Origin of the sequence: Acinetobacter sp. YH12126, from assembly GCF_013418745.1 — a bacterium.
Lineage (GTDB): Bacteria > Pseudomonadota > Gammaproteobacteria > Pseudomonadales > Moraxellaceae > Acinetobacter > Acinetobacter amyesii.
Genome location: NZ_VPBM01000012.1, coordinates 16,616 through 42,750, shown reverse-complemented (window position 1 = coordinate 42,750; position 26,135 = coordinate 16,616). Strand labels below are relative to the sequence as shown.

Genomic DNA, 26,135 nt, shown 5'->3' with positions numbered 1-26,135 from the left:
CAAAGTTCAAGATGTTACTATTTAAGCAAATTATGCTATTTTTAGCCCTATTTACTATATTTTTTGATTAAAAATTAGAGTTTTATCATGCAATTCAATTCGATAAAAAAAGCCTGTCTGACCCTCAGCCTTGCCGTCATGACCTTAACGGGCTGCCAAATCGTCTCACCTATTTTTGTTGACTATAATGGTGTGCGACGTGATGTGGCGACTTGGATTAATAAACAGCCTTTATTGAGCATGCAACAAAAGCGCAGCATGGCTCAACTTAGCCGAGCACAGCAATCAATCATTCGTCTCGACTTCAATGATCAGGAGAAATTAGTCAGTGTTGCGCGCGCTAATGAAGCTGCGATGTATTGTGCCAATCAGCATTTATCAGCGCGACAAATTCAACGCCTGCAAAAACAGATTTTCCCTGAAGATGCGTTGCATAAATTAAGCTTGCTTGAGCAACAAGCGTTGCATATTACCCTGACAGAGCAAGAGAAACGGTGTGATTGAAACCATGTCCACTGATGGATGAATTATCTAGGCTCAATTTTTTCAGCACCAAATTGTCTTACAATCTAGACATAGCTGCTTACATTATTGAACATTTTTGCTATCGCTAAGCGAGGTGAAAACAAGTCTATATTTTTGCAATATTTTTATTGCAAATTTCGCAATATCCTTATGAATTTACTTGGTTTTATTCCTAAATAAAAAAGCGTATGATGAAACTATGATCAATGTAAATAGCGCTTATTTTCAGGTTTTTCCATCCAAATTCAATTGATCAGATAAGGAGAAATAAGATGGCTTTAAATAATATTTTAGTTCCAGTGGACGGTTCAGAAACTTCTTATGCTGCGGTGGCTAAAGCTGTCGAGTTTGCAAAAACTTTTGGCAGTAAAATTACTGTGGTTCAAGTACTGACGCTCGATCCATATATTGCTGCAGAGTATATTTCAGCAGCACAAACCAATGATTTAATTGAACGTGCTCGTGCATCGATTTTAAATACACTTGAAGAAGCAAAAGCGAAATTTTCAACTGAAGGTGTCACTGTTGAAACTCGCTTACTTGAAGGTCAAGTGGTGCATACTGAACTGGTTAAAGCTGCAGAAGAAACACATTCGGACTTGATTATCATTGGTTCACATGGCCGTACAGGGATCAAAAAATTCTTCTTGGGCAGTGTAGCTCAAAGTGTACTGGGTGCTTCAGACATTCCTGTTTTGGTTGTGCGCAAATAAGTCATTAGATTTATAGCGTGAAATAAAAAGCCTTCTGATCCTAGAGGGCTTTTTTATTGACTGCGTCATCAATATAAAAAACGCTAAGTTTAAGGCAAGGATTTTTTAGGGTAACCATTGATATTGTTTCAATGAGATGCGTCCATTCACCACAAAGACATTTTCAGCTGCCAATTTCAATTGCTGGATATTTTCACCTTTTTCATTGCAACGCTGCGTGCTGATTTTTCCCTGAGCATTCACCACCCGATGCCATGGGATCGTTGATGTTGTATCTAGATGCTTGAGTACATAGCCAACCAGTCGTGCATGCTTCGGTAAACCCGCTAATTTGGCAATTTGTCCATAAGTCGCAATCTTTGCTTGCGGTATCAATTGAATGACCGACAAAATTTGCGTTGCCAACTCATCACTCTGCTTCATTTGATATCCTTTGAACCGCATAAAAAAAAGAGAACCCGAAGGTCCTCTTTGATTAATACTTAATTTTGACAGATTAGTACAGTAATTGGTTGTGATCGATTAGATCTTGTAAAGTCACATCGGTATTTTTCAAAGTGAGTAATTCAACTTTATCGCCAAATTTAGACCCTGTTCCATCACGATCAATGCTGATCACAGTGTTGCCCTTGCCATCCGCTTTCACCGAAACAAACTGATCAATATTCGACTGATTGACATTTTGACCTTGTAACAAGGCTTTGATATTCACTTTATCGCCTTCAGACGCATTAAAGTCATTCCAAGTATCATGTCCATTGCCACCCGTTGCATCTGCTTGATCCAATACTTTATAAATAACCGTATCAATGCCCGCTTTAGTGGTGAATTGATCATTGCCTACTTTATCTGTCACAGTGGCTTCAATGGTTTCACCATTGGTTAATTAATTTTTAAATTCAACATCAAAATTCCCTGATAAATCCACTGTGCCTGCGCCAATGACTTTGCCATCTTGATCTTTTACTTCTACCGTTGTAACCGGCTCACCTTCACCTGTGACATGCTCACCATCATCGGTGATCACCACATCTTTAGGCGCGTCAGGTTTAGTCGTATTCTTAGAACCACCAGAATAATCAGATTCACCAACAATAGCTGCACCCAATAAACCAGCACCATCTGCTCCCGCAATTCAGGGTAAAATTACATCCGTCAATGAATCGTTATAAAGCAGCAGTTTAATTTCATCTAAAGGTTGGTACTGAATAACATCCGCAATATCACCGTTGACTGTTGTAAATTTGGCCCAATACAATGTGCCGTCTTCATCCTCAAATACCAAACTAATATCTGGTGTCGCCTCACTAAAATAGTTTTGTACAGTAATCACTTCCCCATTTTTTTAAGGTGATTATTACGTCAGCACCATTCTTTGTAATTGAAGTAACATCCTCTTTCCGGATTTTGAGTACGATGACAGAATTTTTGATAAGCCCAACTTGATTGGATTCAACTTGATACAAAACTTTATGACTTTCTTTAGAAATGACAGAAATTTACGACATAGGTAAAACCTCATTTATTTACATTAGGGCCGTTTTTATGTTTTTTTGGTTTTGTAATGAGTTATTGGTGATTAATAATTTCTTTAATTACAAATCATTAAAACCAATTTTTTTAATTGTGTGCGTTATATCATGCTTTGTGTATTTTTTTGCATAATTGTTTGAATATTTTAATATTTTTATCAATACATTTAGATTTTAGATCCATCTTTATGTAAGTAATAACAAACACTTATTTATGTGATGTAAGTCACAATAACACCAATGAATGACCAGTCATAATTTCCCCCCATTTTGATGTACCATGATGAAACATAACTATAAATAAAAAAAGGAAATGCTCAAGCATTTCCTTTTTTAAGTCAAACAAAACAGTTTTAGAAGTTTTCAGGGTTCTCCAAACGACGAACTTCTTGCACTTTTTCTGGGTTATGTACAGCAGCAACACCATCATCCGCTTTGGTATCTATTAACGCTTCTGGGTTATAAACCGTAATGGTTTCATTACCATGAATATCTTCACCCACAATATATTGGAAGCCCTTTTTATTCATTTTATGGCACATTCTTTGGTACCAACCTTTGAAGCCTTTGGTTTCTTCATTCGGATTGTAATAAAAAGCATTCATCACAGCAGGTAAACCTAAGCCACACACGAGGCCCGACATTAATACCGCAATAAATGTATATCCAATCAAAATACTACTGTATTCACTGAGTTCAGGAATATTGGCAACAGCAAGGATTAGGGCCAATGAAATACCGCCACGAACCCCACCCCAGGATAAAATCGCAAGACTACCGTTATAGCTTTTTTTGCGGAAACTCGGGAAAAATGCGAAAGATAAATAGTTTGCTGCAAAGCGCGATGCATGCAAAATAATAAACGCCACCATACCGCCTAAAATCAAGCTGATACTTAAATCTAAGATAAATAACTCAAGACCGATCAGGGTAAATAAAAAGGAATTGATGATTCCTTCCACGGTATGCCAGAAATGATTCACTTCCCTGATTTCTCGCTCTTGAAGAATTTCTTTCCATTTATTCCCAACGATCAAACCACCAATAACACATGCGATTGGTGCAGATGCATGTGCGAATAAAGCGACTAGATAAGAACCACTTGCCAACAACGCTGTGGTTAAAATCAAGGATTCCATTTCATGTTTACCACGGAGTAAACGTAATATTCCTAAACCAAATGCCCAACCAATGATGACTGCGACAACAATTTCATATAACAGTGTTTCAAGCGTACCAATGACGGTAAAATGTTCACCTTGCAAAACATTGAGTAAGGTCATAAACACGGCAATACACATGGCATCATTAAAGAGCGATTCGCCTTCTAATTTCACCATCAAATGATGTGGCGCACGTACAGAACTTAATACACCTTTAACCCCAATTGGGTCAGTTGCACCTAAAGCAGCGCCTAATAATAACAACACCAATAAATCAACATGATGACCAATTAAGAACTGATAACCATATAAAGCAACACCAAAAAACACCGCACAAAGCACCAAGGCAATACTGGCTAAAATACTGATCGGCTTCCAATGCAAACGTAAATCTGAAACTTTAAATTTCAAGGCAGATGAGGTCAAAATAAAACAAATCACGCCATTAATTAAAAAGTCATAAAAGTCGATATGACGAACGGCCTCTTCAATATTGTGCAAATTAATCGTCACAAATTGATTGCCATTGAGCAGGCTTGCGCCCCATTGCAAAATAAAGACAAAAATTGCAGAAACAATGGGAACACCTATGGCTTGTGGAAAGCCCAAAATACGTTTATTAAAAATCGTGGTTGCAATCGAAAGTGCAAAAATAACGGTAAAAACCTGTAGAAAAAAATAATTTCCCATTTCGTTCCCAATTTTGGTGCTGTGTCGCCTACAGAGTGAGATATAGGTATTTTGAAAATAAATACCAAATTATTTAGTATTTAAAAATAAAATATTCTAACGAATTTTATCTAAATTCCGTGTATCAATTCAGTTTTTTTCACATCTTTTATCAAGATCATTTAACATAGCAAGCCTGCATAGATTTTATGCATTTTCATCATCTACATGATTTCTCCTATGCATCAGACTATTAAAACTGTTTTTCGACTCTTTTTTGCTGCGGTGATCTTTATCATTACGGCGGCCCTGATCCTCACTTGCTATAGTAAGACACAGGAAATTTTACGTGCTGAGCACTATTTTAGTCAGGCAAAAACGATCTCACTGGATTCAACACCCAAAGAACAATTGGTTTTGGTCTCCAATAATGAATCACCCGATCGTGCGATATTTATCATGCTGGCGAATAATGGTTATCTTGCCAAACTGAATTGTGAAAACTATGCACAAGATATTTGTCTCGATGAATTTAATCAGCAACACACCCGACAAATTCAACACCTCGATTTACTGAAAATCGGACAATTTCAATATATCCAAAATGTGAGTTTCACCAATAGCCGCACTGGACAAAAAAAACAATTACGCTATAGCGATGCCCAATTAAAACAGTTCTATCAAAACGATATTTCAGGCCTTAAATATACTGTTTTTGGCGTAGCTTTATTTGCATTTGCCGCCTTGTATGTGAGCTATCGTATTGTTCGAAACTTTAGATCATTTCTCAACAAATAAGCTTCAATCTATTTTTCAATGAAAAAAGAGGATGTTTTGCATCCTCTTTTTTGTTTTAAATGGCTTGATTAAAGGTATCACAGCTATTGATATTGCCTGATTTCAACCCTGTCTGGAACCATTTCATACGTTGTTCACTAGTGCCGTGCGTGAAGCTATCTGGGACCACTTGCCCTGTTGCACTTTTCTGTAAATAGTCATCACCAATCTTATGTGCAGCGTCCATCGCTTCTTCTACATCACCCTGCTCTAAAAATTGGGTACGCTGTTGATTATGGTGCGCCCAAATACCCGCAAAACAGTCTGCTTGTAGTTCTTGCATGACCGAATAACGATTACCTTCAGCTTTAGACGCTTGTGCACGGGCCTGCTGAACTTGCTCAGAAATGCCTAAAATCGTTTGGATATGATGTCCAACTTCATGGGCAACGACATAGGCTTGCGCAAAATCTCCCGCCTGATCTTGGCGACTCAATTCTGTTTGATTTTGTTCACCCGTGATGCCCATTTGCGTACGCATATCTTTAAAGAATGCAGTATCAATATAGACCTTCTGATCTGCTGGGCAATAAAACGGCCCCATTGCCGCTTGTGCTGTACCACAACCTGAATTGACCACACCATTAAACATAACCAATTTAGGCGCTTTATACTGAGCATTTAACTGTTCTTGGAAGACTTTAGTCCATGTATCTTCCGTATCGGCCAAAACCGTTCCAACAAAATCCATCGCTTCTTGTTGTTCAGGCGTTGGATTATCCAGACCTTTAACTTCAGCCGTTTGACCCTGTGAAGTCACTTGTTTAGTCGCCTGATAAGCTTGCTGCGGATCTACACCAAAAAATTTCCACGCAACAAATGCCACAACCAAACCGAGAATACTGATACCACCCGCTTTTGCACCGCCACCACCGCGACGGTCTTCTACGTTTGAACTAACTCTTCGACCTTTCCAGCGCATAGTGATCTTCCTTATATAAAATAGTTGATATCCGTGCGTTTACAGATTAATCCTTTTGCGACTTTGGCCATACCTTTTGAATTAAAGATACGACGCACAGCACGATTAAACCTGCAATAAAACCTGTCACTAAATTGATTAAAGTCGGTGTTAATGCACCCACAATACTGCCAACTGTAGGAATATGTTCTGCATAATCTACAGAGCCTTCAATAAAATGGTGTAGCAAAGGCACACCATGGGTAATGATGCCACCACCCACTAAAAACATGGCAATCGTACCAACAATGGTCAATGTCTTCATCAACTTAGGTGCAAATGCTAACAAACCTTGTCCAACGGTCTTTTTAAATTGTGATGCTTGTTGAGTAAGATAAAGCCCTAAGTCATCAATTTTAACAATCATCGCAACAAATCCATAAACACCAACGGTCATTAAAATTGCAATCACCGAAAGCACCATGACCTTGGTCCCAAATGCCGCAGTTGCAACCGTACCCAATGAAATCACCACAATTTCAGCAGATAAAATAAAATCAGTACGGATGGCTCCTTTAACTTTTTCTTTCTCAAAAGTCACCAAATCTGTTTCAATATGAGTCATCTCTTCACGAGCAACTTCTTCTGTTTTGGCTTTTTTATGATGCAAACTATGCAGTACTTTTTCCACACCCTCATAGCATAAGAACAAACCACCAATCATTAAAAGCGGTGTAATCAACCAAGGCGCAACCACACTAATCAATAAAGCAGCAGGAACCAAAATTAATTTATTTACAAAAGAACCTTTGGCCACTGACCAAACAACTGGAAGTTCACGATCCGAACGGACACCACTGACTTGTTGTGCATTCAGTGCTAAATCATCTCCAAGGACACCCGCTGTTTTTTTGGCTGCCATCTTACTCATGACAGCAACGTCATCCAGCACAGTTGCAATATCATCAAGTAAGATTAATAAGCTACTCGCCATTATTTTTATCCTTTAGGCTTTTTTTAATATTCTAATTCTATTTAACGCTAAAATTGTATTTAGTTTTTTAATAATTAACAAAATATTCACCCATTTTTCAGTCAATTGTGCTGTGTCAGTAACAATCAAAAATAGAATGCCGTACAATGGGGACATTCTTTGAAAATCAGCCGTAGCTTTAACTACCACTTTGGAACAGATAATGAGTACTCAAGATAATCGTCCAGTGATTTTGACTGGCGACCGTCCGACTGGACAATTACATTTAGGTCATTTTGTAGGTTCTTTACGTTCACGTGTAGGTTTACAAGATTCGCATCATCAACATCTCCTTTTAGCTGATGCTCAAGCCTTAACTGATAATGCCGATAACTTCGAAAAAGTTCGTCGCAATATTATTGAAGTCGCAACCGATTATCTTGCTGTAGGAATTGACCCGACCAAAACCACGATTTGCGTTCAATCATGCTTACCAGCATTGAATGAATTGACCATGTTATATTTGAACTTTGTGACGGTTTCTCGCTTAGAGCGTAATCCAACCATCAAATCTGAGATTCAAATGCGCGGATTTGAGCGTGACATTCCTGCCGGTTTCTTATGCTACCCAGTGGCTCAAGCTGCCGATATTACAGCGTTTAAAGCATCTGTCGTTCCTGTCGGCGAAGACCAAATTCCAATGATTGAACAAACCAATGAAATTGTTCGTCGTTTAAACCGTCAAATTGGTCGTGACGTAATTCCTGAATGTAAAGCTTTACTATCTAATGTAGGACGTCTACCAGGTTTTGATGGTAAAGCAAAAATGTCTAAATCTTTGGGCAATACTATTGTGCTTGACGCGACTGATAAAGATATCAAGAAAGCTGTTAATGCAATGTATACCGACCCAAATCATTTACGTATTGAAGATCCGGGTCAAGTGGAAGGTAACGTCGTATTTACTTACCTTGATGCATTCGATCCAGATAAAGAAGCTGTTGCAGAATTAAAAGAACACTATCGTCGTGGTGGCTTAGGCGATGGTACTGTGAAAAAGCGTCTTGAAGGTGTACTAAAAGAGCTGATCGGCCCGATCCGTGAACGCCGTTTAGAATTGCAAAAAGATCCTGACTACATCATGGATATTTTAAAAACCGGTACCGATAAATGCCGTGATATTACCCAACAAACGTTAGACGAAATTAAATCTGGACTGGGTGTATTCCACTTCTAAATTTAAAAAATTCTATAAAATTAAGCCTTTCCAATGTGAAAGGCTTTTTTATAGGCACTTTTTGTGAAGGTATTCACAAAATCTCCTTAGTTTTAACGTTAGGTAACATCACTTAACGTGAACACCAATGAAATGACTGACCGTTCACTCTATTATCTATTTATGTTTTAGGAATACCTAAATTCATAACATTTCTCCTTTACCGAACCTGTGAAAACAGATTCGTTGTTATACGCAATGAACACCCCAATCATTGCGTATTTTTTTGTCTGAAAATTAGCAATAACCAATATCAAAAAGTCCGCTATAAGCGGACTTTTCAATTAATACATCATTTTAAAAATGAATATAAATTAGTAATGAAATAAACGTTTATCTAATGGTAGTTCAATTCCAATTGACGCTCCACCATCATTACCATTTAAATCCGAGTCACTCACCCAACCATTAATTTTTAAAGGCATATCTGGACGTAAATAATGTGTCCAAGTCAAGTCTAGAGCTTTCAATTCATCTTTTTCAGGAAATGCTGCGTTATTCAAAGCTGCACGCTCTGTTTCAGAAACTTTTGCAAAAAGTACACGACCATTTAGACGGTTTAATGGATCAATACGTATATTCCCACCCACTGAAACCATTTGAGCATCACCACCTAAGGCATGACCAAGTGGATAGCCATGTTGATAGTATCCATCTGTGTAAATAGAGTGATTGTATGAAATGCCTTTGGCATCACCATTAGTTCGAGTATCAACCCATTCAGTATACAGTTGATAAGGCATATTATTTACACTTGAAGAATAATCAACACCTGCAAGATACATGCTTTTTGCCGGTAAACCACCTGCTTCATCCTCACCAATATATTGGCCGTAAAGACTAACTGGAACTTGCACAAGTGGTTGTAAATTCAAACGCGCATCAAAACCCGCGACTTGATTTGATGGATCAGCCTTACCTGTTCCACCATTATCTTTATTACCAATAAAGGCATCCCAAAGTGAACTAAAACTTTCGGGACGACCTTCGCCACCCCATTGTATAGAACGTGATGCTCCCAATTCCAAATATGGAGTAGGTTGTGCAGTTAGTCGAAGTCCAATGAGTTTTGCATCTGGGATAGCAGAATAATCATCTAACTGTCCAGCAAAAGCTTGATACTGCCAAGGGCCGATCCATGATAGCCATGGTGTTTCAAAAGCATTCTGTTGTGCACGCTGTGCAGTAACACCGTACACAGGACGACTCGCATCACCACGGATTAAACTACCGTCATGACCAGGCCCCCAATAAGTCGGAATCTGACCTGCAATTAACCATTGGTTCCAAAGCTTCCCGGCAATGTATGAGCCTTCCACATTTACATCTTGATCATTATTAATTTGCTGTTTATCTTCAGCATTTACACGTAAACGACCATCCCAATTTTCACCACCAACGTTGAGTTCAAGTGCACCTTGATATTCCGCTTTTTGATGATCACCAAAATTTTGCGGTAAATTATTTTTATCTGACTCTGCAAACAATTCTGCTTTTAATAATGCATTTTCGGCAGTCAATTTATTTTGAATACTTTGTAATACTTTTTGTTGTGCAGGTGTCATCACTTTTGCAGAAGTTAACGCTCGCTGTATTTCATCACCACTCATTGGCCATGTTGAGGTACTAATTTGAATAACGCCTTGCTGATTCAACCAATTCAAATCTGCGCGTAACTCTTCATTATTTAATACAATCCCCTGAGCAAAAACAGGAACTGATAATCCAAACAGTACAGCAGCATAGAGTGACTTTCTTAAATACATGCTCTTTTTCTCAAGTTTAATTCACAGCCCACCTTAGATTTTTCAACTCATTTATTCAAGGGTGAAACTGTATCTCCTTTTATTTTTTTCATCATTTCGGTAAAGATGTTCAATAAAAATACAAAATAAAAAACCCGCATTAAGCGGGATTTTTATTTCAAAAACTAAATTAGTTTTTATGACGCATATGTGGGAATAAGATCACTTCACGAATACTTGCAGCATTCGCAAATAACATCACCAAACGGTCAATACCAATACCCTCACCCGCTGTAGGAGGTAAGCCGTATTCCAATGCTTCAATGAAGTCTGCATCGTAATGCATTGCTTCATCATCACCTGCATCTTTTTCGGCAACTTGGGCTTGGAAACGTTCAGCTTGGTCAATCGGATCATTTAACTCTGAGAAACCATTTGCCAACTCACGACCACCGATGAAGAATTCAAAACGATCGGTAATATGTGGATTTTCATCATTACGACGTGCCAATGGTGAAGTTTCCGCTGGGTATTCTGTGATGAATGTCGGTTGACGAAGTTCTGTTTCAACAGTTTCTTCAAATACGATGGTTTGAAGTTTGCCTAAACCAAAACCAGGTTTTACTTGCTCTTTCAGTTCTTTTTTAATAAAGTTTGCAAGGAACTCACGATCAGATACATTTTCAGCAGTGAACGTTGGGTTGTGTTCAAGAATCGCATCAAACATCGAAATTTTCTTGAATGGACCTTTGAAGCTATACACTTCATCACCATAAGGCACATCAGTCGAACCTAATATGTCAATGGCCAATTTTTCAAGCATATTTTCTGTCAAAGCCATCAAGTCTTTGTAGTCTGCATACGCTTGGTAAAATTCAATCATGGTGAATTCTGGGTTATGACGTGTTGATACACCCTCGTTACGGAAGTTACGGTTAATTTCGAACACGCGCTCAAAACCACCAACGACCAAACGTTTTAAGTAAAGCTCAGGCGCAATACGTAAAAATAAAGGCATATCTAATGCGTTGTGGTGAGTTTCGAATGGACGCGCAGATGCACCACCCGGAATCACATGCATCATTGGTGTTTCAACTTCCATGAAACGCTCATTGCTCAAATATGAACGAATACCTGACACCACTTTTGCACGAATTTCAAAAGTTTTACGTGTTTCTTCGTTCATGATGAGGTCTAAATAACGCTTACGGTATTTAACTTCAGTATCAGTCAAACCATGGAATTTGTCTGGAAGTGGACGGAGTGATTTGGTTAAAAGCTCAAAATGTTCAATATGAACATAAAGGTCACCTTTACCAGAACGACCAATATAACCTTCAATGGCAATAATATCGCCCAAATCGAGTGCTTTAATAGTTGCAAGAACATCAGCATCCAACTCTTTACGTGGTACATAAAGCTGGATACGACCAGTCATATCTTGGATTACGATGAATGAACCACGGTTCAACATCACACGACCAGCAACTTTTACATAAACCTTTTCGCCTGCTTCAATTTCTTCTTTTGATTTTTCAGCGAATTGATCTTGTAGGTCTTGTGCATAGTGTTCACGCTTAAATGTGTTAGGCCACGGGCTAACACCTGTTTCCTTGGCGTGCTCTTTGATGTGCTCTAACTTGGCATGACGCTGTGCAATTAAATCGTTTTCGGAAATGGCTTGTTCAGAAGTCGATTGAGCGTTATGTTGCGTCATCTCTGTCTCAAATAGTTAAAAAACGGAAGTTGCATAGCATAGCAGATTTCCTTTGAATTGAGCAGTAAGCAATGTGCGCATTTTTTCAATAAGTAGAAATTTATCGAAGTAAGATGTTTTAATCGTTATACCTTCAGGTAGACATAAAACATACCTTACAAATATGCAGTAGATAAAAATTAAATACTCAAGCTCGAAAACCTACATTTTAACGATATCAAATGATAACTAAAAGCTTTAAAAAATACTTATAACTATCAATACATTAAAATAAATATCAATAGCTTAATTCAACCTTTTAATCTATTTTCTTTAAGACTAAAGTCTTTTAAATGCCTAGAAATTAGACCAAAAGCTAAATTCTCTTTTTGACAATTCTCTCTACAATGAAGCCATAAAATTGTTGAAAAATAAAATATTCAACACATCCAAAAATGTTTGAAAACAGTGTGTAGAAAAACAATGACTTCCTGCTTATCGAAAATTCTGTTTTTACATGGATTGGATTCTTCCCGTGAATCTACGAAGTTCCATGCCATCAATGCAAAACAAAAATTCTGCATTGAAGTGGACTATCGCAACTTAAATTTTCAAACTGTTGCGGACTTTTACCACGAGAGTATTGAAACCATTAAGCCCGATATCATCGTCGGTCATAGTCTCGGGGCATACTGGGCTTTGAAAATGTCGCTGTTTCATCGCATTCCTTGTGTGATTGCTAACCCGAGTCTGCATCCAGACTTTCGTGACGACTACCCTGCAATTAATGAAATGGATTTGGATCACGATATTCCACAAATTGCATATATCGAACGTGGCGATGAAATCTTAGATATGTATGAAGCAGAACAACAACTCGAAGACTATATGCAAGTTCAAGTGATGGATGGTGGACATCATCGTCTACAATGCCCTGAAAATATTAATGATTTAATCCAACATCTCGAATTAAATTACTTAAAAAAATAAATCATAAGCAGCAACGTCGTTTTTATCAGACATAAAAAAGCCTTGTCGTAGACAAGGCTTTTTACATTTTAAACCTGACGCTTAGGCAGCATCTGCTTCAGGACGTGTTTTATCATCTAAAACAGACCAGATATTTAAACCTAAATCTTTATGCAAGTCAGGCAAATCTAAGAAAATGCTTGCGCCTAAAACTTGGTGTTTACATTTTTCAGCCAATTGTTTCACTGCACGAAGCGTACCGCCCGTCGCCAATACGTCATCCACAATAATTACTTTTTGTGATTCGATTTCAGCTGACATTTCAAGACGATCTAAACCGTATTCAAGGCTATAACCAACACCGACAACAGGTGGTGGTAATTTTCCGGCTTTACGTACCAACACCAAACCTTTACCCGTACGCTGGGCAAGTAAGCTTGCCAAAACAAAACCACGCGCTTCAACTGCAATAAAGCTATCTACTTCTGCCAATTGCTCAGCTGGAATACTTGCAATTAGGGCATCAGTTAACGATTCGATGTTATTCATAAATAACGGCGTAAGGTCAAAGAAACAAATTCCTGGTTTTGGGAAATCTTGGACAGTACGAATGTTAGACCACAATGCCGCAGCAGTAGAATTACTCATAATAGGAGAAAATAAATTAAGGAAGGAATGTGTGAATTTTAACGCGATTTGAGAGAAAAGAACAGCTAACCCCCGACCAAAATGCATATTTAAGATACAGTAAATTTACATAAGTTATTGATTATTAATATTGTATTTATTTAAAAAATATCAAATATATATTTTCCTAATCATAAAATAAAAGATTTTAGAGATTTTTTCTGCAAGACTTTAGTCTATGAAGATAGAAAAAGCGGTATTTAGAACCCAATTCACGGAAATGAATTCCAATATAGCTTTCAATAGGCATAAATATTGTCAGACAATTTTTCCCAGATCTGGGGTTTTGATGATATTTATTGTCCCTCACTGCCATTCTGCTTTTAATTTCACTCATTAAACTCTTAGCCACTTTACTTTATCGTTAGAACTGCGTAAAAATTTAACATAAGAGTCTACTGTATAAGGCTAATTAACCTTAAGGTATAAACTTATACAGTTATGAAGTATTTACTGACTTAATTTTGTGTCAGTTTTTGGAGAATGGAATGAAAAAGTATCAGTGCATCGTTTGTGGATGGATTTATGACGAAGCAGAAGGCTGGCCACAAGACGGTATCGTGGCAGGAACGAAATGGGAAGATATCCCAGATGATTGGACTTGCCCAGACTGTGGCGTCTCAAAAGTAGATTTTGAAATGGTTGAAATCTAATAAATAGAATCTAAGGCCATCATCGTTATGGTCTTTTTTTTGTCTTTAAAAAATATGAAATGTGTTTGGAGTTGAGTATGCACCCTATTGTCATTATTGGTTCTGGTATGGCGGGATATGCCGTTGCACGTGAATTTCGAAAGTTAAATACTGAACTAGAACTTATTATGATCTGTGCGGATGATGCCATTAACTACGCTAAACCGACATTATCCAATGCGCTCGTTGGTAATAAAACTCCTGAGCAAATCCCTCTAGGGGATGCCGAAAAAATGTCGGCTCAACTCAATATGCAAATCATCAATAAGAGTTGGGTTAAATCCATTGATGCAGCAAAACATGAGCTTACTATTGAAAGCCAAAATGGAACTCAAACACAACTATATTCAAAACTTGTTTTAGCAGTCGGCGCAAATCCAATTCGCTTAGCTATTTCGGGTGATGGCAGTGAAGACATTCACGTCGTCAACAATTTAGATCACTACAAAGCTTTCCGTAAACAGCTTGCAGCACGTGAAGATAAACGTGTGGTGATTTTAGGGGCAGGCTTGATTGGCTGTGAATTTGCCAATGATCTCCAAAATACTGGGGCGAAAGTATCGGTGGTCGATTTAGCTCCGCAACCTTTGGGTCGCCTACTGCCGTCTCATGTTGCCGCTAAATTCCAAAGCAATTTAGAAGAAACGGGTATTCAATTCGTTTTAGGTACGACAGTCGACAAAGTGTCACGTATTGAAAATGGTGACTATCAAGTGAGCCTTGCAAATGGTCAAAGCTTAGTGGCAGATGTTGTGTTGTCTGCGATTGGTCTACAGCCTGAAATTAACTTGGCAAAACAAGCCGGCATTCACACCAGTCGTGGCGTATTAACCAATAAAGGCTTAGAAACCAACTTGGCAGATATCTATGCTGTCGGTGACTGTGCTGAAGTCAATGGTACCCTTCTGCCATACGTGATGCCAATCATGCAACAAGCGCGTGCTTTGGCAAAAACCCTCAATGGCGAACATACCGCAGTGCATTATCCTGCCATGCCTGTAGCTGTTAAAACACCTGCTGCACCTTTAACTGTCCTTCCTGCGCCAATTGATGTAGAAACCCAATGGGAAACAGAAGAGCTTGAAGATGGCATGATTGCCCGTGCGATCGATCAAGATGGCGTATTACGTGGATTTGTACTGCTCGGTGCAACTGCTGGGAAGCAACGCTTAACTTTGACTAAGCAGGTTCCGGACTTGATTCCTGCTTCAGTTTAAGGTTTAAATACAAGGACGTCCTGATAATATTAGACGTCCTTTTTAAAGGAAAATAACAATGAATAGTGCCCTTCAGTTTAATATTTCACCTTATGCCTCTTTTATGCATGAAACTCGCGTAGAGTTAGGCAATGGCATTGAACTTCATGTCGAGGTGGGTGGTCATCCTGAAGATCCTGCAATCCTACTGATTATGGGACTCGGCGCACAAATGTTGTATTGGCCCGATTTCTTTTGTAAGTCCCTAATAGATCAAGGTTACCGAGTTATTCGCTTTGATAATCGTGATATTGGTCTGTCGAGTAAAATTCGTAACCCAGGCCCACGCCTTAACACCTTTAAACTGATGGGACGTTTTGCCTTAGGTCTAGAGAATCAAGGTGCGCCTTATGATCTATATGATATGGCAGACGATGTTGCACTGTTAATTGATCGTATGGGACTTGATAAAGTCCATATTTTAGGCGCTTCGATGGGCGGTATGATTGCTCAAATCGTGGCGGCACGCTATCCAGATAAAGTGCACAACTTAAGCTTACTGTTTACCAGTAACATCCACCCCTTACTTCCACCGCCATTTCCAAAGCAATTATTTAGTCTAATTGAAAAACCTGAATCTAACGATGAAGATGGCATTATTAACCATAGCCTGAAAGTTTTTAATATTATAGGCTCTCCAGGCTATATTAATCAGCTTGAAGCGATACAAACTGCACGTAAACTCTATAAGCGGAGTTATTACCCAGCGGGTGTACTTCAACAGTTTTTAGCAATATTATGTACAGGTTCCCTGCTGCAGTTGGATAAACAAATTCAGCATAAAACCATTGTGGTTCATGGAGCTCGTGACCGTTTGCTGCCGCCAAGCCATGGTAAGGCCGTTGCAAAGGCTATTTCAGGTGCTAAATTTGAATTAATTGATGGAATGGGGCATGATATCCCACCGCATTTTATTCCATATCTTAGCGGTTTGTTTGCTGATCACTTTAAATCATAAATTAGGACACTATGGCTGCATTACCATCCTTAAGACAGCTGTCATATCTAGTAACACTGTCAGAAACGCTACACTTTACTGAAGCTGCGCGTCGTTCTTTTGTCACCCAGTCTACTTTGTCTGGCGGGATCATGGAGCTTGAGCGTTTATTAGGTGGCGTTTTGGTAGAACGCGACCGTCAAAACGTGCGTTTAACTCCACTTGGCGAACAAGTTGTCGGTCGAGCCCGAGTTCTATTGGCAGATGCGCAAGACCTAATGCGTTTAAGTCGTGAAATGAGTGAGCCTTTAACCGGTGATTTGCATTTAGGTGTTATTCCGACCATTGCGCCTTTCCTTCTTGCACCTTTACTTGATGAAGTGCATAAGCAGTTGCCTAAAATTCAACTCCACTTGCATGAAGCGCAAAGTGAAAAAATTGTTGAGAAATTAGAGCATGGCAATTTAGATATTGTTTTACTTGCGCTACCTTTCGATACTCGCAGTCTAAAAGTGGCTGAAGTGAACAAAGAAAAATTGTTCTTGGTGTACAACAAAGCTGACCAAAATGCAGCTCAAGCGAAATCTTTAGACGACCTAGATTTATCTCGTTTAATGTTGCTTGAAGAAGGCCATTGCTTACGTGATCATGCTTTGAGTGCTTGTCCGATTGGTGAACGTAAAAATGACCATCGTTTAAAAGCAAGCTCATTGCCAACTTTGGTTGAAATGGTTTCCGCAGATTTAGGCTTTACCTTATTGCCTGAAATTGCAGTTCATACCAATATGATCAAAGCCAATGAAGATTTGGCTGTGAAAGAAATTGAAGCAAGTCCTACACGCACATTGGCATTGGTAACACGTAAGAGTACACCGCTTCAAAGTGAATTTGATGTATTGCTTCAAATCTTGCAGAAAATCACTAACAATCTACACTAATTAATCAGTGTAAAAATTAAAGAGAGCCCTGTGCTCTCTTTTTTATTTGGCGGAAATGAATAATGCAGAAGTAATAATGTTGAGATGAATTAAAATTTAAAATGAAAAAATACAGTATCTGAAAAAAGAAAAGGCTAACCCAAATAGGTAGCCTGATAAGGTAATATATGACTTGATGTATATCTCAATTCATCGCCTCGACAATATCTTCACACTAGCCAGATAAGTAAGAAGATAAATACATCTTAGTAAAATATAACTTTCGTTAAAATCACTAGTTTCAGGTATTTTAGATAAAGTATGTCTGATTCATTTTCAAAGGGCTTTTTTTATAATAGTATTTTTGTGCTATAAAATAAACATAGATGAGAAATAAATCACATTATTTTGAAAATTTATTAATATTTATATTTAAAATAACTAAGCAATAAATCAATATTAACTCACAACATAAACAGTTCAATTTATCAGTTATTAAAATACAGCTTTCATATTTCAATTATTATTTTCAATTCGAATCTAAATCTGATGATTATTTAATCAATATTCTAAAAATAAAAACGAAAAACCTATAAATCTTTGCATTCAATATAATGAAAAACACAAAAAACCATACATTACTTAAATTCCATTATATCACAATAACTTAATTATACTTTGATATATAAATCACTACTTCTAGGTATATTTTTCTAATTCACTTTCATGCACATTATGGAAATGCAATTTGATTAAAAATAATAAATGAGCGAAATGTATGATGAGTGAATTTTTATTACCAGTGCCCGTTTTGATCATTGATCATCAATCAATGACTTCAAAAACAGTGCTGTTTAACATCTTAGGAAACCTCGGTTATCCTGAAGATCTCATCACATTTTCAGAAAGCTTAGCAGATGCAGAACAACAAATTTTCAATCAATTACCCAATTTAATTTTTTTTGTGATCACTCAGCAGTCTGATATCGCTTTCATCCATAAAATCAAAAAGATCTATCCTTCGAGTAATCTCATCATTTTAGTCAATGAACAATCTACAGATTTAACCTTACATGCCATTCAGTTAGGTGCAACCGCCTATATGTTGATTCAACAACCGATGGAAGATACCTACAACCAACTGAAAACTATTTTAAGAGGTGGCGCTGCATTGCATCCAAGTTTTGCTAAATTTTTATTGAGTGAAACTTTTAGTCCGCAAAATGCAGCACCTAAACAGCTCAGTCTGAATCCAGCTGAATACCAAATTTTAGATATGGTCAGCCATAGCGCGACTCAAGAGCAGATGGTCCGTGAGTTAAAACTTTCAACGTATCAAATTGATGGTTTTGTTAAAAATATCTACCGAAAAATTAGTAGCTACAGCTAAATTTAGTTCAGATAAATGATTCAAAAAAACTTATAAATTAAAAAAATAAAGGGAGCACTGCTCCCTCTTACTTTTCTAACGCATTTATTTAAATGCTTCTATAAGCACATGCTGTGAATTGTGTGCTTCCTCACCCTCTTGAACATGCGTACGAATCCAACGCCCATCACTTTGGAGCAACCAAGCTTGCTGATTATCTTTTAAGTAATTCACTAAACCTAATTGATAAATACGCTTTTTCAACGCTGGATCTTCAATTGGGAAACAGGCTTCCACGCGATTAAATAAATTACGATCCATCCAGTCTGCACTTGAACAGAAAATACGTGAATCACCATTATTACTGAAATAATACACTCGAGTATGCTCTAAAAAACGCCCAACAATAGAACGCACGCGAATATTTTCAGACAGCCCCGGTAAACCTGGACGCAAACAACAAATAGAACGAATAATTAAATCAATCTGTACACCTGCTTGTGACGCTTCGTACAGTTTATTGATCAACTGAACTTCTGTTAATGCATTAACCTTGACTATAATTTGCGCAGACTTGCCCGCTTTAGCATTAGTAATTTCATTATCAATATAATTGATGAGTTGAGTATGTAAGGTAAATGGCGCATGCAGCAGTTTTTTTAGCTTCGCCATTTTACCCATACCGGTCAATTCTTGGAAAATACGATGTACATCTTCACAGAGTTCTTTATCTGTGGTTAATAGACCGTAATCCGTGTAGATACGCGCATTTCCCGCATGATAGTTGCCCGTACCTAAATGCACATATCGCACCAATTTATTGTTTTCGCGGCGTACCACCAAAATCATTTTGGCATGAGTTTTATAGCCCACGATGCCATACACGACAACTGCGCCTGCTTCTTGTAATACATTAGCCACAGCAATGTTTGATTCTTCATCAAATCGTGCTCGAAGCTCAATTACAGCGGTGACTTCTTTGCCATTACGTGCTGCTTCCGCTAAAACTTGCACAATCTCCGAATCTGCGCCACTTCGATAAAGCGTTTGTTTAATGGCCAAAACTTGTGGATCACGTGCAGCTTCACGCAGTAAATTAATTACCGGTGCGAATGATTCAAAGGGATGGTGCAGCAAAATATCTTGCTTTTGCATCGCACTAAAAATGTTTTCAGATTTTTTGAGTACTTTCGGTATAACAGGAATATGCGCGTCATAACGTAGATGTGGACGTTTAAAGTTTGACAGTAAACGTGCAAGGTTAACTGGTCCATCTACTTTATAGAGTTGCTCTTCTTCTAAATCGAACTCATCAAGCAAATATTCATAAATATGCTGCGGACAATTTTCTGTCACTTCCAAGCGAACGGCGCGACCAAAACGACGTGAATTCAACTCACCTTTGAGGGCTTTAGCCAAATCTTCAACATCTTCATTTAAAGCCAAATCGGCATTACGCGTCACGCGGAATTGGTAGCAACCCGTCGCCGTCATGCCGGGGAACAAATCAGAGACATGTTCATGAATAATTGCCGATAGCATCACATGATGCTCTTTGCCACCGGTTAACTCATCAGGGAGTCGAACGACACGTGGCAGCGAACGTGGTGCAGGTACAACGGCTAAGTCAATCTGACGACCAAACGCATCCTTCCCTTCTAAAGTCACAATAAAGTTCAGTGACTTATTCACCAAGCGAGGGAATGGATGTGCAGGATCTAAACTAATTGGGGTTAAAACTGGTGCAACTTGTTCTTGGAAATACTTTTTTACCCAAGCCGATTGTGCAGGGGTTAACTCACCACGGCGTAAGAAGCAAATATCTTCCTCACGCAGTTTAGGTAAAATTTCTTGATTTAAAATACGATACTGGCGCTCAATTGCCGCATGCGCTGTCGCAGAAATTTCATCTAATACTTGTTTTGGTGTTAAGCCATCTGGACTACGGCTTTCATTGCCTAAGTCTAGCTGTTCCATCATTCCCGCAACACGAATTTCAAAAAATTCGTCTAAGTTACGTGAAAAGATCAGCAAGAAATTCATGCGTTCAAGTAATGGATGTATCGGATCAACCGCTTGTTCGAGCACACGCAGATGAAAGTCGAGAATCGATAACTCTCGATTAATATAACGATCATTATAAGTATATTCAGTAGGTACTTGCGCGACTTCAGCTGCGGTATTCATTTCAAACCCATATTAAAAAATGTGTGCTGTACTCAGTTTAGTATGCTTCAAATTTGTGACAATTTCATAAAAAAAGCCCATAAAGATGAGCTTTTTGTTGTAATTCAAATCGCTACCATGCCATTTGACGGGTGTGTCGATTGTTATTAATCTGGGATATGGCTATAACGCATATATTTTTGGATCATGCGCTTACGATAATTTAGCTTACGATCGTGTCGATTTTCATCATAATATTTTGGATTAGGTAAAATAGCCGCAATAAACGCTGCTTGTTCTCGACTCAAACTCCGTGAACTTTTACCAAAATAGTGCTGTGTTGCAGCTTCTACGCCGTAAATGTTGTCCCCAAACTCAACCGAGTTGAGATATACCTCTAAAATGCGCTGCTTCGTCCACATGCGTTCCATCATCCATGTTGCAACGGCTTCCTGTCCTTTTCGGATAAATGAACGCTTATTATATAAAAATAAGTTTTTTGCCAATTGCTGAGAAATGGTAGACCCACCTGCGACTACTTTGCCTTTATTTTTATTACGTTCTAAGGCATTTTGCATGCCTTCCCAATCAAAACCTTTGTGTTGTAAAAACTTGCCATCTTCCGCGGCAACAACAGCATGTTTGACATAATCACTGATTTGGTCGTAATCACGCCATTCGTGTTTAATCGGTTTTGATGGCTCAGACCAATAATCTAAACGCATCATCATTGTCGATTCCACAGGATGTGTACGCCACCACACCAGACTACCAAAGATCCAAAGCTGCACCAAAAGCACAAGACTGACAAGAATTAACAATGTACGAACAATAAAGGCTTTCATGTCAGTGTGTTACTCCAGAAATTCTGTTTTTTCATGTTAAGCTTATTTTAAATATTTTGACACAGTACAAGAATAGCATGTCTGAACTCAGCCCTCCTGCTGTATCAACCCATAAGCTGCAAATCCAACTGTGGTGGATCACGGCACTCTTAATTACCATCAATGTTGGACTCTTTGGCTGGCAAGTGTTGCATGGAATGAACGTTAGCCAACCCGACACACTGGATGCTTTGCGTTGGGGTGCTGATTATGCACCTTTAACCTTTTTAGAGGAACCCATCCGCTTATTCAGCAGTATGTTTTTTCATTTTGGCCTGATTCACCTGATGTTGAATATGTGGGCTTTGTATATTTTTGGCAGTGTTGCCGAGCAAATGTTAGGTCGTTTCTACTTCCTTGGCCTGTATGTTTTAGCCGGACTGATGGGAAGTTTGTTGAGTGGGTATTTAACCATTCAAGACAGCTATGCATTATTGGCCGAAGGTGCAGCCAATCAGCAGCTTTTTCCGAGTATTGGTGCAGGCGCATCGGGCGCAGTGATGGGACTGGGTGCCGCGCTGACGATTATTTCGCTGCTCCCCATGTTACCTAACCAACAATTTTATCTGGATAAAAAAACTTTATTAATGGTGATGGGCATTAACCTCGCGATGGGCTTTATGATTAGTGGGATTAACAATGCCGCGCATATTGGCGGTATGTTGATGGGCGCTGCATTGGCTTTCATTTGGTATGTGGGACAAAAATTACATCAATCCCTAATCATTCAAATGATCGGTCTAATCGCCGCAGCAGTCGGATGCTACCTGTTTTATCTGCATTGCCAACAATTAATCCAACCGATTTTACCGCTTTGGGAACACTTTATCCTGCTGATGAAGCAATCTCTCGCAGCACGTTAAACAGTGGAATGAACCCTGTGGCTATAACACAGACATGTTGAAAACACGTCAAATCTTGTCTAAATCCAAACTACGCACTAGGTTCTTGCTCCACTCTTAACTTGCTCGGCTGTTAACCATCTCCCCCCCTTAACTATTTAATTCACGCAAGCTTTCTAAGGGTGGGATGTCGCAAAGATAACTTAAGCGATAACGTCCGATCAAAGTACAAACTAAGGTCATTACCAGTGGGAGGATCAACCACATTTCTGCATGTAGCTGGATGACCAGTTCCATTTTATAACTGACAATCGCACTGATCACTTCGGCAAAAATACACGCCACAACACCTGAAATTAGCCCCATCAAACCGACTTCCAAACTGAGCATCGACTTTAACTTTTGCTTGGAACTGCCGAAGGAACGCAATAATGCCACTTCTTTTTTACGTTCATCCATAAATAAGTTCAAACATGCAACCAAGACCAAAATACCTGAAATACTGACCAACAGCGCCAAGATAGTAATAATCTGAACCAATACACTGACGATGCGTTTGATCTCATCCAGAATTAGACTGACATCAATAAACACGGTATTCGAAAACTGCTGAATTAGACCAATTAACTGATTTTTATCTTGCGGTGGAACATAGAAGCTCCCCAAGTAACTGCCAGCATTTTCATCCATGGTTTGGGGAGAAAAAATAAAGAAAAAGTTTGGACTAAAGCTTTCCCACTCCACACTGCGAAGGTTAATTACCTTGGCTTGTAAAATCCCTTCAGGAAGGCTAAAACTCAGTCGATCTCCAATTTGAATACCCAGTTCTTGTGCGGTTTTCACCTCTACCGATACTTCGTTAACCTGTTGAAAGTGCTGACTGCCCGCGATGATTTGATTATCTTTTGGAAAAGTTGCAGCCTGCGTAAGATTTAATTCACGGCGTAATGAATTATTGCTTTTAATTAAGGCATCCGAAAAAGGGAGATCATTTTTGGCAACTAAACGCCCACGAATATTCGGGTACATCGGCGTCCCTTGCCAACCATGCTGCTTGAGTTGTTGATTAAAATCCTGCAACTCAAATGGCGGTAATCCATAGACAAATTGGTTAGGTGTCCCTTGTGGTAATTGTTGTTGCCAACGTTCCAGCAAATCTGTACGTAATACCGCTAAAACCGTAATCAGGCTTAGACCTAATGCCAATGCAGTAATTTGAAATGCCGTTTGATACGGTGTACGTATATATGCTGAGATTTTCCTCCCCCAACTTTTCAAGGCTTTCAAACTGAGCCAGACCATCATATATAGGCCGATACACAGGAAGATGATGGCGCAAATCAGCCACAGGGTGAGTTGTAAATTTTCAGTTAAAACCACACAAAACACCACCAAACTGAGCGTGCCGAAACTGAGCATCCAAAGCATGGAACGTACAGAACGCTCTTGTTGTCGTATCACCCGTGCTGGCGGCGTCCCTAATAATTGCCAAAGACTCGGAAGAACAAATCCTAATAGCACAATCGCACTGGTGAATATTGCAATGGGAAGTGGGCCAAGCAGCATAGACAGGGCTGAAAACTCTAATTGTAAATTTGGAATCAGCTGTAGCATCAGTTGCAATAAGCCATAACCCAATCCCAGACCAATCAAACTTCCAAACAGGATTGAAAGCCCGAGTACTACCAACAGTAAAGCCAAATAAGCACTTAATATTTGCTGTTTGGTCGACCCAATACAGCGCATCAGTGCAATGGCATCCTGATTTTGTTGGACATAGCGCTGACTGGTTAATGCGATGGCGATACCACAAAGTAGAATGGTTAAAATATTCGCCAGTTGTAAAAACGTTTCAAGATTGGCAATCGGCTTCATTAAGCGAGTATTGCCTTCACTGGCATTTCTCAATTTCAAACTGCTTTGAGCCGCATCTTGAACCTGCGTATGATCTGAGTTAGCAGCACCACTTTCGCTTTGATCGCCAAATTTCTGCTTATACAGTTTTTCAAAGCGCTGGGTATTTTGTGCATCTCCTGCCATTAACAGGCGATATTCAATCCGACTCCCGACTTGAATGGCATTGGTTCTCGCCACCTCAGACTGCGCAATCATAACTGTCGGTGAAAAACCACTGAAGCCAAGCTCTTGATTGGTATCATGAATGATTTTGGCACTGACTTGAAAAGCAGCATCGGCAATATTGATCTGATCTCCAACCTTTACACCCAATAAATCCATGGCACGAGGACTTAACCAGACCTCACCTGCTTGTATAGAACGGTTTAGTTTCGGTTCTGTTTCGAGTTCACCTCGTAATGGAAATGCAGCATCAACGGCTTTGACATTGACCATGACAAATTGCTGATCAGTGTGCGCCATGCTGCTAAATAGCGTGACATTCGATTGTTTTAATTGCTGTGCTTTGGCTTGTTGTTGCCACTCTTGTGGAATTGGTTCATTGGCTGTCAGCACCAAGTCTGCTGCCAACATTTCAGCAGCTTGTAGCGCTACTGCATTTTGAATTTGTACATTGCTAAACTTTAAAGCAGTGGTGGCACTGATCGCCAAGGTCAGTGCGATCAATAATAAATACACACCCGTGGTTTTAAAACTCAGCTGTAAGAGTGGTCGAAACAATGCCAAAAGATTCATGCAGCATCTCCTGTTCGATGCTCAATCAATTGACCATTGACCAATTCAAAGTGGCGCTGACATTGACGGGCCAAATCGGCATCATGCGTCACCAATACCAAAGTGGTTCCCATTTCACGATTTAACTGAAATAACAGTTGTTCAATTTCCTGTGCCGTTGCACTGTCTAAATTACCTGTTGGTTCATCTGCAAAGATCAGATCGGGTTCACTCACCAAAGCACGGGCAATCGCAACCCGTTGCTGCTCACCACCCGATAAAACTTTAGGGGCTTGATGCGCTTGTCGTTCTAGTCCGACCTTTGCTAACAGTTTTAATGCTTTTTCTTCGGCAGCTTTGACCTGAAAATTTGCTTGTAACCGGAGTGGCAGCATGACATTTTCCAGTGCCGTTAAGTGTGGTAACAACTGGAAGGACTGAAAGACGAAACCAATATGGGCCAAACGGACTTGAGCACGCTGTTCTTCATTTAATAAATGAATGTCCTGACCACAGACCTGTAACTGTCCAGAACTGGCTTGATCTAAGGTCGCCAAAATCCCCAACAAGGTGGATTTACCTGAACCAGAGCGACCGGTAATCGCAACTTGTTCCCCGGCAAAGATTTCAAGATCGAGGTGTTCAAAGATCGATAACTGTTTTTGTGGAAGTTGTATCTTTTGTGTCAATTGCTGTGCAGAAATAATCGCCTGTGGCATGATGTCAACATCTGTCGTGAGTTGGGTCATATCTTC

At 39.1% G+C, this 26,135-nt stretch carries 25 protein-coding genes and 2 pseudogenes; 11 read left to right on the top strand and 16 right to left on the bottom strand.

Annotated features, from left to right (window positions below):
* Positions 1 to 87: 87 nt before the first annotated feature.
* Complete coding sequence (locus FTU62_RS10240) at positions 88 to 504, top strand: hypothetical protein (protein WP_078193001.1); 417 nt, start codon at positions 88 to 90, stop codon at positions 502 to 504.
* Positions 505 to 797: 293 nt separating this feature from the next.
* On the top strand, positions 798 to 1,238 hold the full coding sequence (locus tag FTU62_RS10235) for a universal stress protein (RefSeq protein WP_180102599.1): 441 nt from the start codon (positions 798 to 800) through the stop codon (positions 1,236 to 1,238).
* 105 nt (positions 1,239 to 1,343) lie between these two features.
* Here FTU62_RS10235 and FTU62_RS10230 read toward each other — a convergent pair whose 3' ends face one another.
* From FTU62_RS10230 to FTU62_RS10205, 6 genes are all read right to left on the bottom strand, one after another.
* Positions 1,344 to 1,661 carry an MGMT family protein gene (locus FTU62_RS10230; protein ID WP_180011029.1) on the bottom strand — a complete coding sequence of 106 codons (318 nt, stop codon included), beginning with the start codon at positions 1,659 to 1,661 and terminating at the stop codon, positions 1,344 to 1,346.
* A 73-nt stretch (positions 1,662 to 1,734) separates the two neighbouring features.
* Complete coding sequence (locus FTU62_RS10225) at positions 1,735 to 2,094, bottom strand: type I secretion C-terminal target domain-containing protein (protein WP_180102598.1); 360 nt, start codon at positions 2,092 to 2,094, stop codon at positions 1,735 to 1,737.
* A 30-nt stretch (positions 2,095 to 2,124) separates the two neighbouring features.
* Positions 2,125 to 2,346 carry an Ig-like domain-containing protein gene (locus FTU62_RS10220; protein ID WP_180102597.1) on the bottom strand — a complete coding sequence of 74 codons (222 nt, stop codon included), beginning with the start codon at positions 2,344 to 2,346 and terminating at the stop codon, positions 2,125 to 2,127.
* A gap of 27 nt (positions 2,347 to 2,373) precedes the next feature.
* Entirely contained in the window at positions 2,374 to 2,571 is a 198-nt protein-coding gene (locus tag FTU62_RS10215; protein WP_180102596.1) for a hypothetical protein, read from the bottom strand.
* Positions 2,546 to 2,728, bottom strand: coding sequence for a BapA prefix-like domain-containing protein (locus FTU62_RS17615; protein WP_373886362.1), 183 nt, complete (start codon positions 2,726 to 2,728; stop codon positions 2,546 to 2,548). The genes FTU62_RS10215 and FTU62_RS17615 overlap by 26 nt, the downstream gene beginning before the upstream one ends.
* Positions 2,729 to 3,123: 395 nt before the next feature.
* Positions 3,124 to 4,623, bottom strand: coding sequence for a sodium:proton antiporter (locus FTU62_RS10205; protein ID WP_180024104.1), 1,500 nt, complete (start codon positions 4,621 to 4,623; stop codon positions 3,124 to 3,126).
* Positions 4,624 to 4,842: 219 nt separating this feature from the next.
* On the opposite strand from FTU62_RS10205, the gene FTU62_RS10200 reads away from it, so the two are divergent.
* Positions 4,843 to 5,400 (top strand): hypothetical protein, encoded by a 558-nt coding sequence (locus tag FTU62_RS10200; RefSeq protein ID WP_180102595.1) that lies wholly within the window; start codon positions 4,843 to 4,845, stop codon positions 5,398 to 5,400.
* Positions 5,401 to 5,455: 55 nt separating this feature from the next.
* On the opposite strand, the gene FTU62_RS10195 is transcribed toward FTU62_RS10200, so the two are convergent.
* Both FTU62_RS10195 and FTU62_RS10190 read right to left on the bottom strand, forming a co-directional pair.
* A complete protein-coding gene (locus FTU62_RS10195) occupies positions 5,456 to 6,361 on the bottom strand; it encodes a neutral zinc metallopeptidase (RefSeq protein WP_180007459.1) in 906 nt (301 codons plus the stop codon).
* Between the two features lie 46 nt (positions 6,362 to 6,407).
* Positions 6,408 to 7,334: a DUF808 domain-containing protein gene (locus FTU62_RS10190; protein ID WP_111884427.1), complete on the bottom strand. Its 927-nt coding sequence runs from the start codon at positions 7,332 to 7,334 to the stop codon at positions 6,408 to 6,410.
* A 202-nt stretch (positions 7,335 to 7,536) separates the two neighbouring features.
* Between FTU62_RS10190 and trpS the strand changes: the two genes are divergently transcribed.
* Complete coding sequence (gene trpS, locus FTU62_RS10185) at positions 7,537 to 8,550, top strand: tryptophan--tRNA ligase (protein ID WP_180003897.1); 1,014 nt, start codon at positions 7,537 to 7,539, stop codon at positions 8,548 to 8,550.
* 353 nt (positions 8,551 to 8,903) lie between these two features.
* Here trpS and FTU62_RS10180 read toward each other — a convergent pair whose 3' ends face one another.
* Positions 8,904 to 10,355 carry a capsule assembly Wzi family protein gene (locus FTU62_RS10180; RefSeq protein WP_180102594.1) on the bottom strand — a complete coding sequence of 484 codons (1,452 nt, stop codon included), beginning with the start codon at positions 10,353 to 10,355 and terminating at the stop codon, positions 8,904 to 8,906.
* Positions 10,356 to 10,524: 169 nt separating this feature from the next.
* Positions 10,525 to 12,051 carry a lysine--tRNA ligase gene (gene lysS / locus FTU62_RS10175; RefSeq protein ID WP_180102593.1) on the bottom strand — a complete coding sequence of 509 codons (1,527 nt, stop codon included), beginning with the start codon at positions 12,049 to 12,051 and terminating at the stop codon, positions 10,525 to 10,527.
* A gap of 462 nt (positions 12,052 to 12,513) precedes the next feature.
* Here lysS and FTU62_RS10170 point away from each other — a divergent pair, with 462 nt between their 5' ends.
* Positions 12,514 to 13,020 carry a YqiA/YcfP family alpha/beta fold hydrolase gene (locus FTU62_RS10170; RefSeq protein WP_078193013.1) on the top strand — a complete coding sequence of 169 codons (507 nt, stop codon included), beginning with the start codon at positions 12,514 to 12,516 and terminating at the stop codon, positions 13,018 to 13,020.
* An 81-nt stretch (positions 13,021 to 13,101) separates the two neighbouring features.
* Here the strand turns inward: FTU62_RS10170 and FTU62_RS10165 are convergent, their stop codons facing one another.
* Entirely contained in the window at positions 13,102 to 13,647 is a 546-nt protein-coding gene (locus FTU62_RS10165) for an adenine phosphoribosyltransferase (RefSeq protein ID WP_078189930.1), read from the bottom strand.
* A 527-nt stretch (positions 13,648 to 14,174) separates the two neighbouring features.
* Here FTU62_RS10165 and rubA point away from each other — a divergent pair.
* The 5 genes from rubA to FTU62_RS10140 all read left to right on the top strand — a co-directional run bounded on the left by rubA (position 14,175) and on the right by FTU62_RS10140 (position 18,878).
* A complete protein-coding gene (gene rubA / locus FTU62_RS10160; RefSeq protein ID WP_005179369.1) occupies positions 14,175 to 14,339 on the top strand; it encodes a rubredoxin RubA in 165 nt (54 codons plus the stop codon).
* Between the two features lie 77 nt (positions 14,340 to 14,416).
* Positions 14,417 to 15,595, top strand: a complete 1,179-nt coding sequence (locus tag FTU62_RS10155; protein WP_180024096.1) for an NAD(P)/FAD-dependent oxidoreductase — start codon at positions 14,417 to 14,419, stop codon at positions 15,593 to 15,595.
* Positions 15,596 to 15,653: 58 nt separating this feature from the next.
* Positions 15,654 to 16,592 (top strand): alpha/beta fold hydrolase, encoded by a 939-nt coding sequence (locus tag FTU62_RS10150; RefSeq protein ID WP_218948613.1) that lies wholly within the window; start codon positions 15,654 to 15,656, stop codon positions 16,590 to 16,592.
* Between the two features lie 11 nt (positions 16,593 to 16,603).
* A complete protein-coding gene (gene oxyR / locus FTU62_RS10145; protein WP_180035348.1) occupies positions 16,604 to 17,509 on the top strand; it encodes a LysR family transcriptional regulator OxyR in 906 nt (301 codons plus the stop codon).
* A gap of 757 nt (positions 17,510 to 18,266) precedes the next feature.
* Complete coding sequence (locus tag FTU62_RS10140; protein WP_180102592.1) at positions 18,267 to 18,878, top strand: response regulator transcription factor; 612 nt, start codon at positions 18,267 to 18,269, stop codon at positions 18,876 to 18,878.
* A gap of 84 nt (positions 18,879 to 18,962) precedes the next feature.
* Here FTU62_RS10140 and ppk1 read toward each other — a convergent pair whose 3' ends face one another.
* Positions 18,963 to 21,044: a polyphosphate kinase 1 gene (ppk1, locus tag FTU62_RS10135; RefSeq protein ID WP_111884435.1), complete on the bottom strand. Its 2,082-nt coding sequence runs from the start codon at positions 21,042 to 21,044 to the stop codon at positions 18,963 to 18,965.
* 146 nt (positions 21,045 to 21,190) lie between these two features.
* A complete protein-coding gene (gene mtgA / locus FTU62_RS10130) occupies positions 21,191 to 21,868 on the bottom strand; it encodes a monofunctional biosynthetic peptidoglycan transglycosylase (RefSeq protein WP_180102591.1) in 678 nt (225 codons plus the stop codon).
* A 77-nt stretch (positions 21,869 to 21,945) separates the two neighbouring features.
* On the opposite strand from mtgA, the gene FTU62_RS10125 reads away from it, so the two are divergent.
* Positions 21,946 to 22,770 (top strand): rhomboid family intramembrane serine protease, encoded by an 825-nt coding sequence (locus FTU62_RS10125; RefSeq protein WP_180102590.1) that lies wholly within the window; start codon positions 21,946 to 21,948, stop codon positions 22,768 to 22,770.
* 129 nt (positions 22,771 to 22,899) lie between these two features.
* On the opposite strand, the pseudogene FTU62_RS17610 reads toward FTU62_RS10125, so the two are convergent.
* The 3 genes and pseudogenes from FTU62_RS17610 to FTU62_RS10115 form a co-directional block, all read right to left on the bottom strand.
* Positions 22,900 to 23,259: pseudogene (locus FTU62_RS17610) on the bottom strand (FtsX-like permease family protein); the annotation flags it as partial.
* A 78-nt stretch (positions 23,260 to 23,337) separates the two neighbouring features.
* A pseudogene (locus tag FTU62_RS10120) lies at positions 23,338 to 25,401 on the bottom strand (ABC transporter permease); the annotation flags it as partial.
* Entirely contained in the window at positions 25,398 to 26,129 is a 732-nt protein-coding gene (locus tag FTU62_RS10115) for an ABC transporter ATP-binding protein (RefSeq protein ID WP_180102588.1), read from the bottom strand. The gene FTU62_RS10115 and the pseudogene FTU62_RS10120, both read right to left, overlap by 4 nt.
* Positions 26,130 to 26,135: the final 6 nt, after the last annotated feature.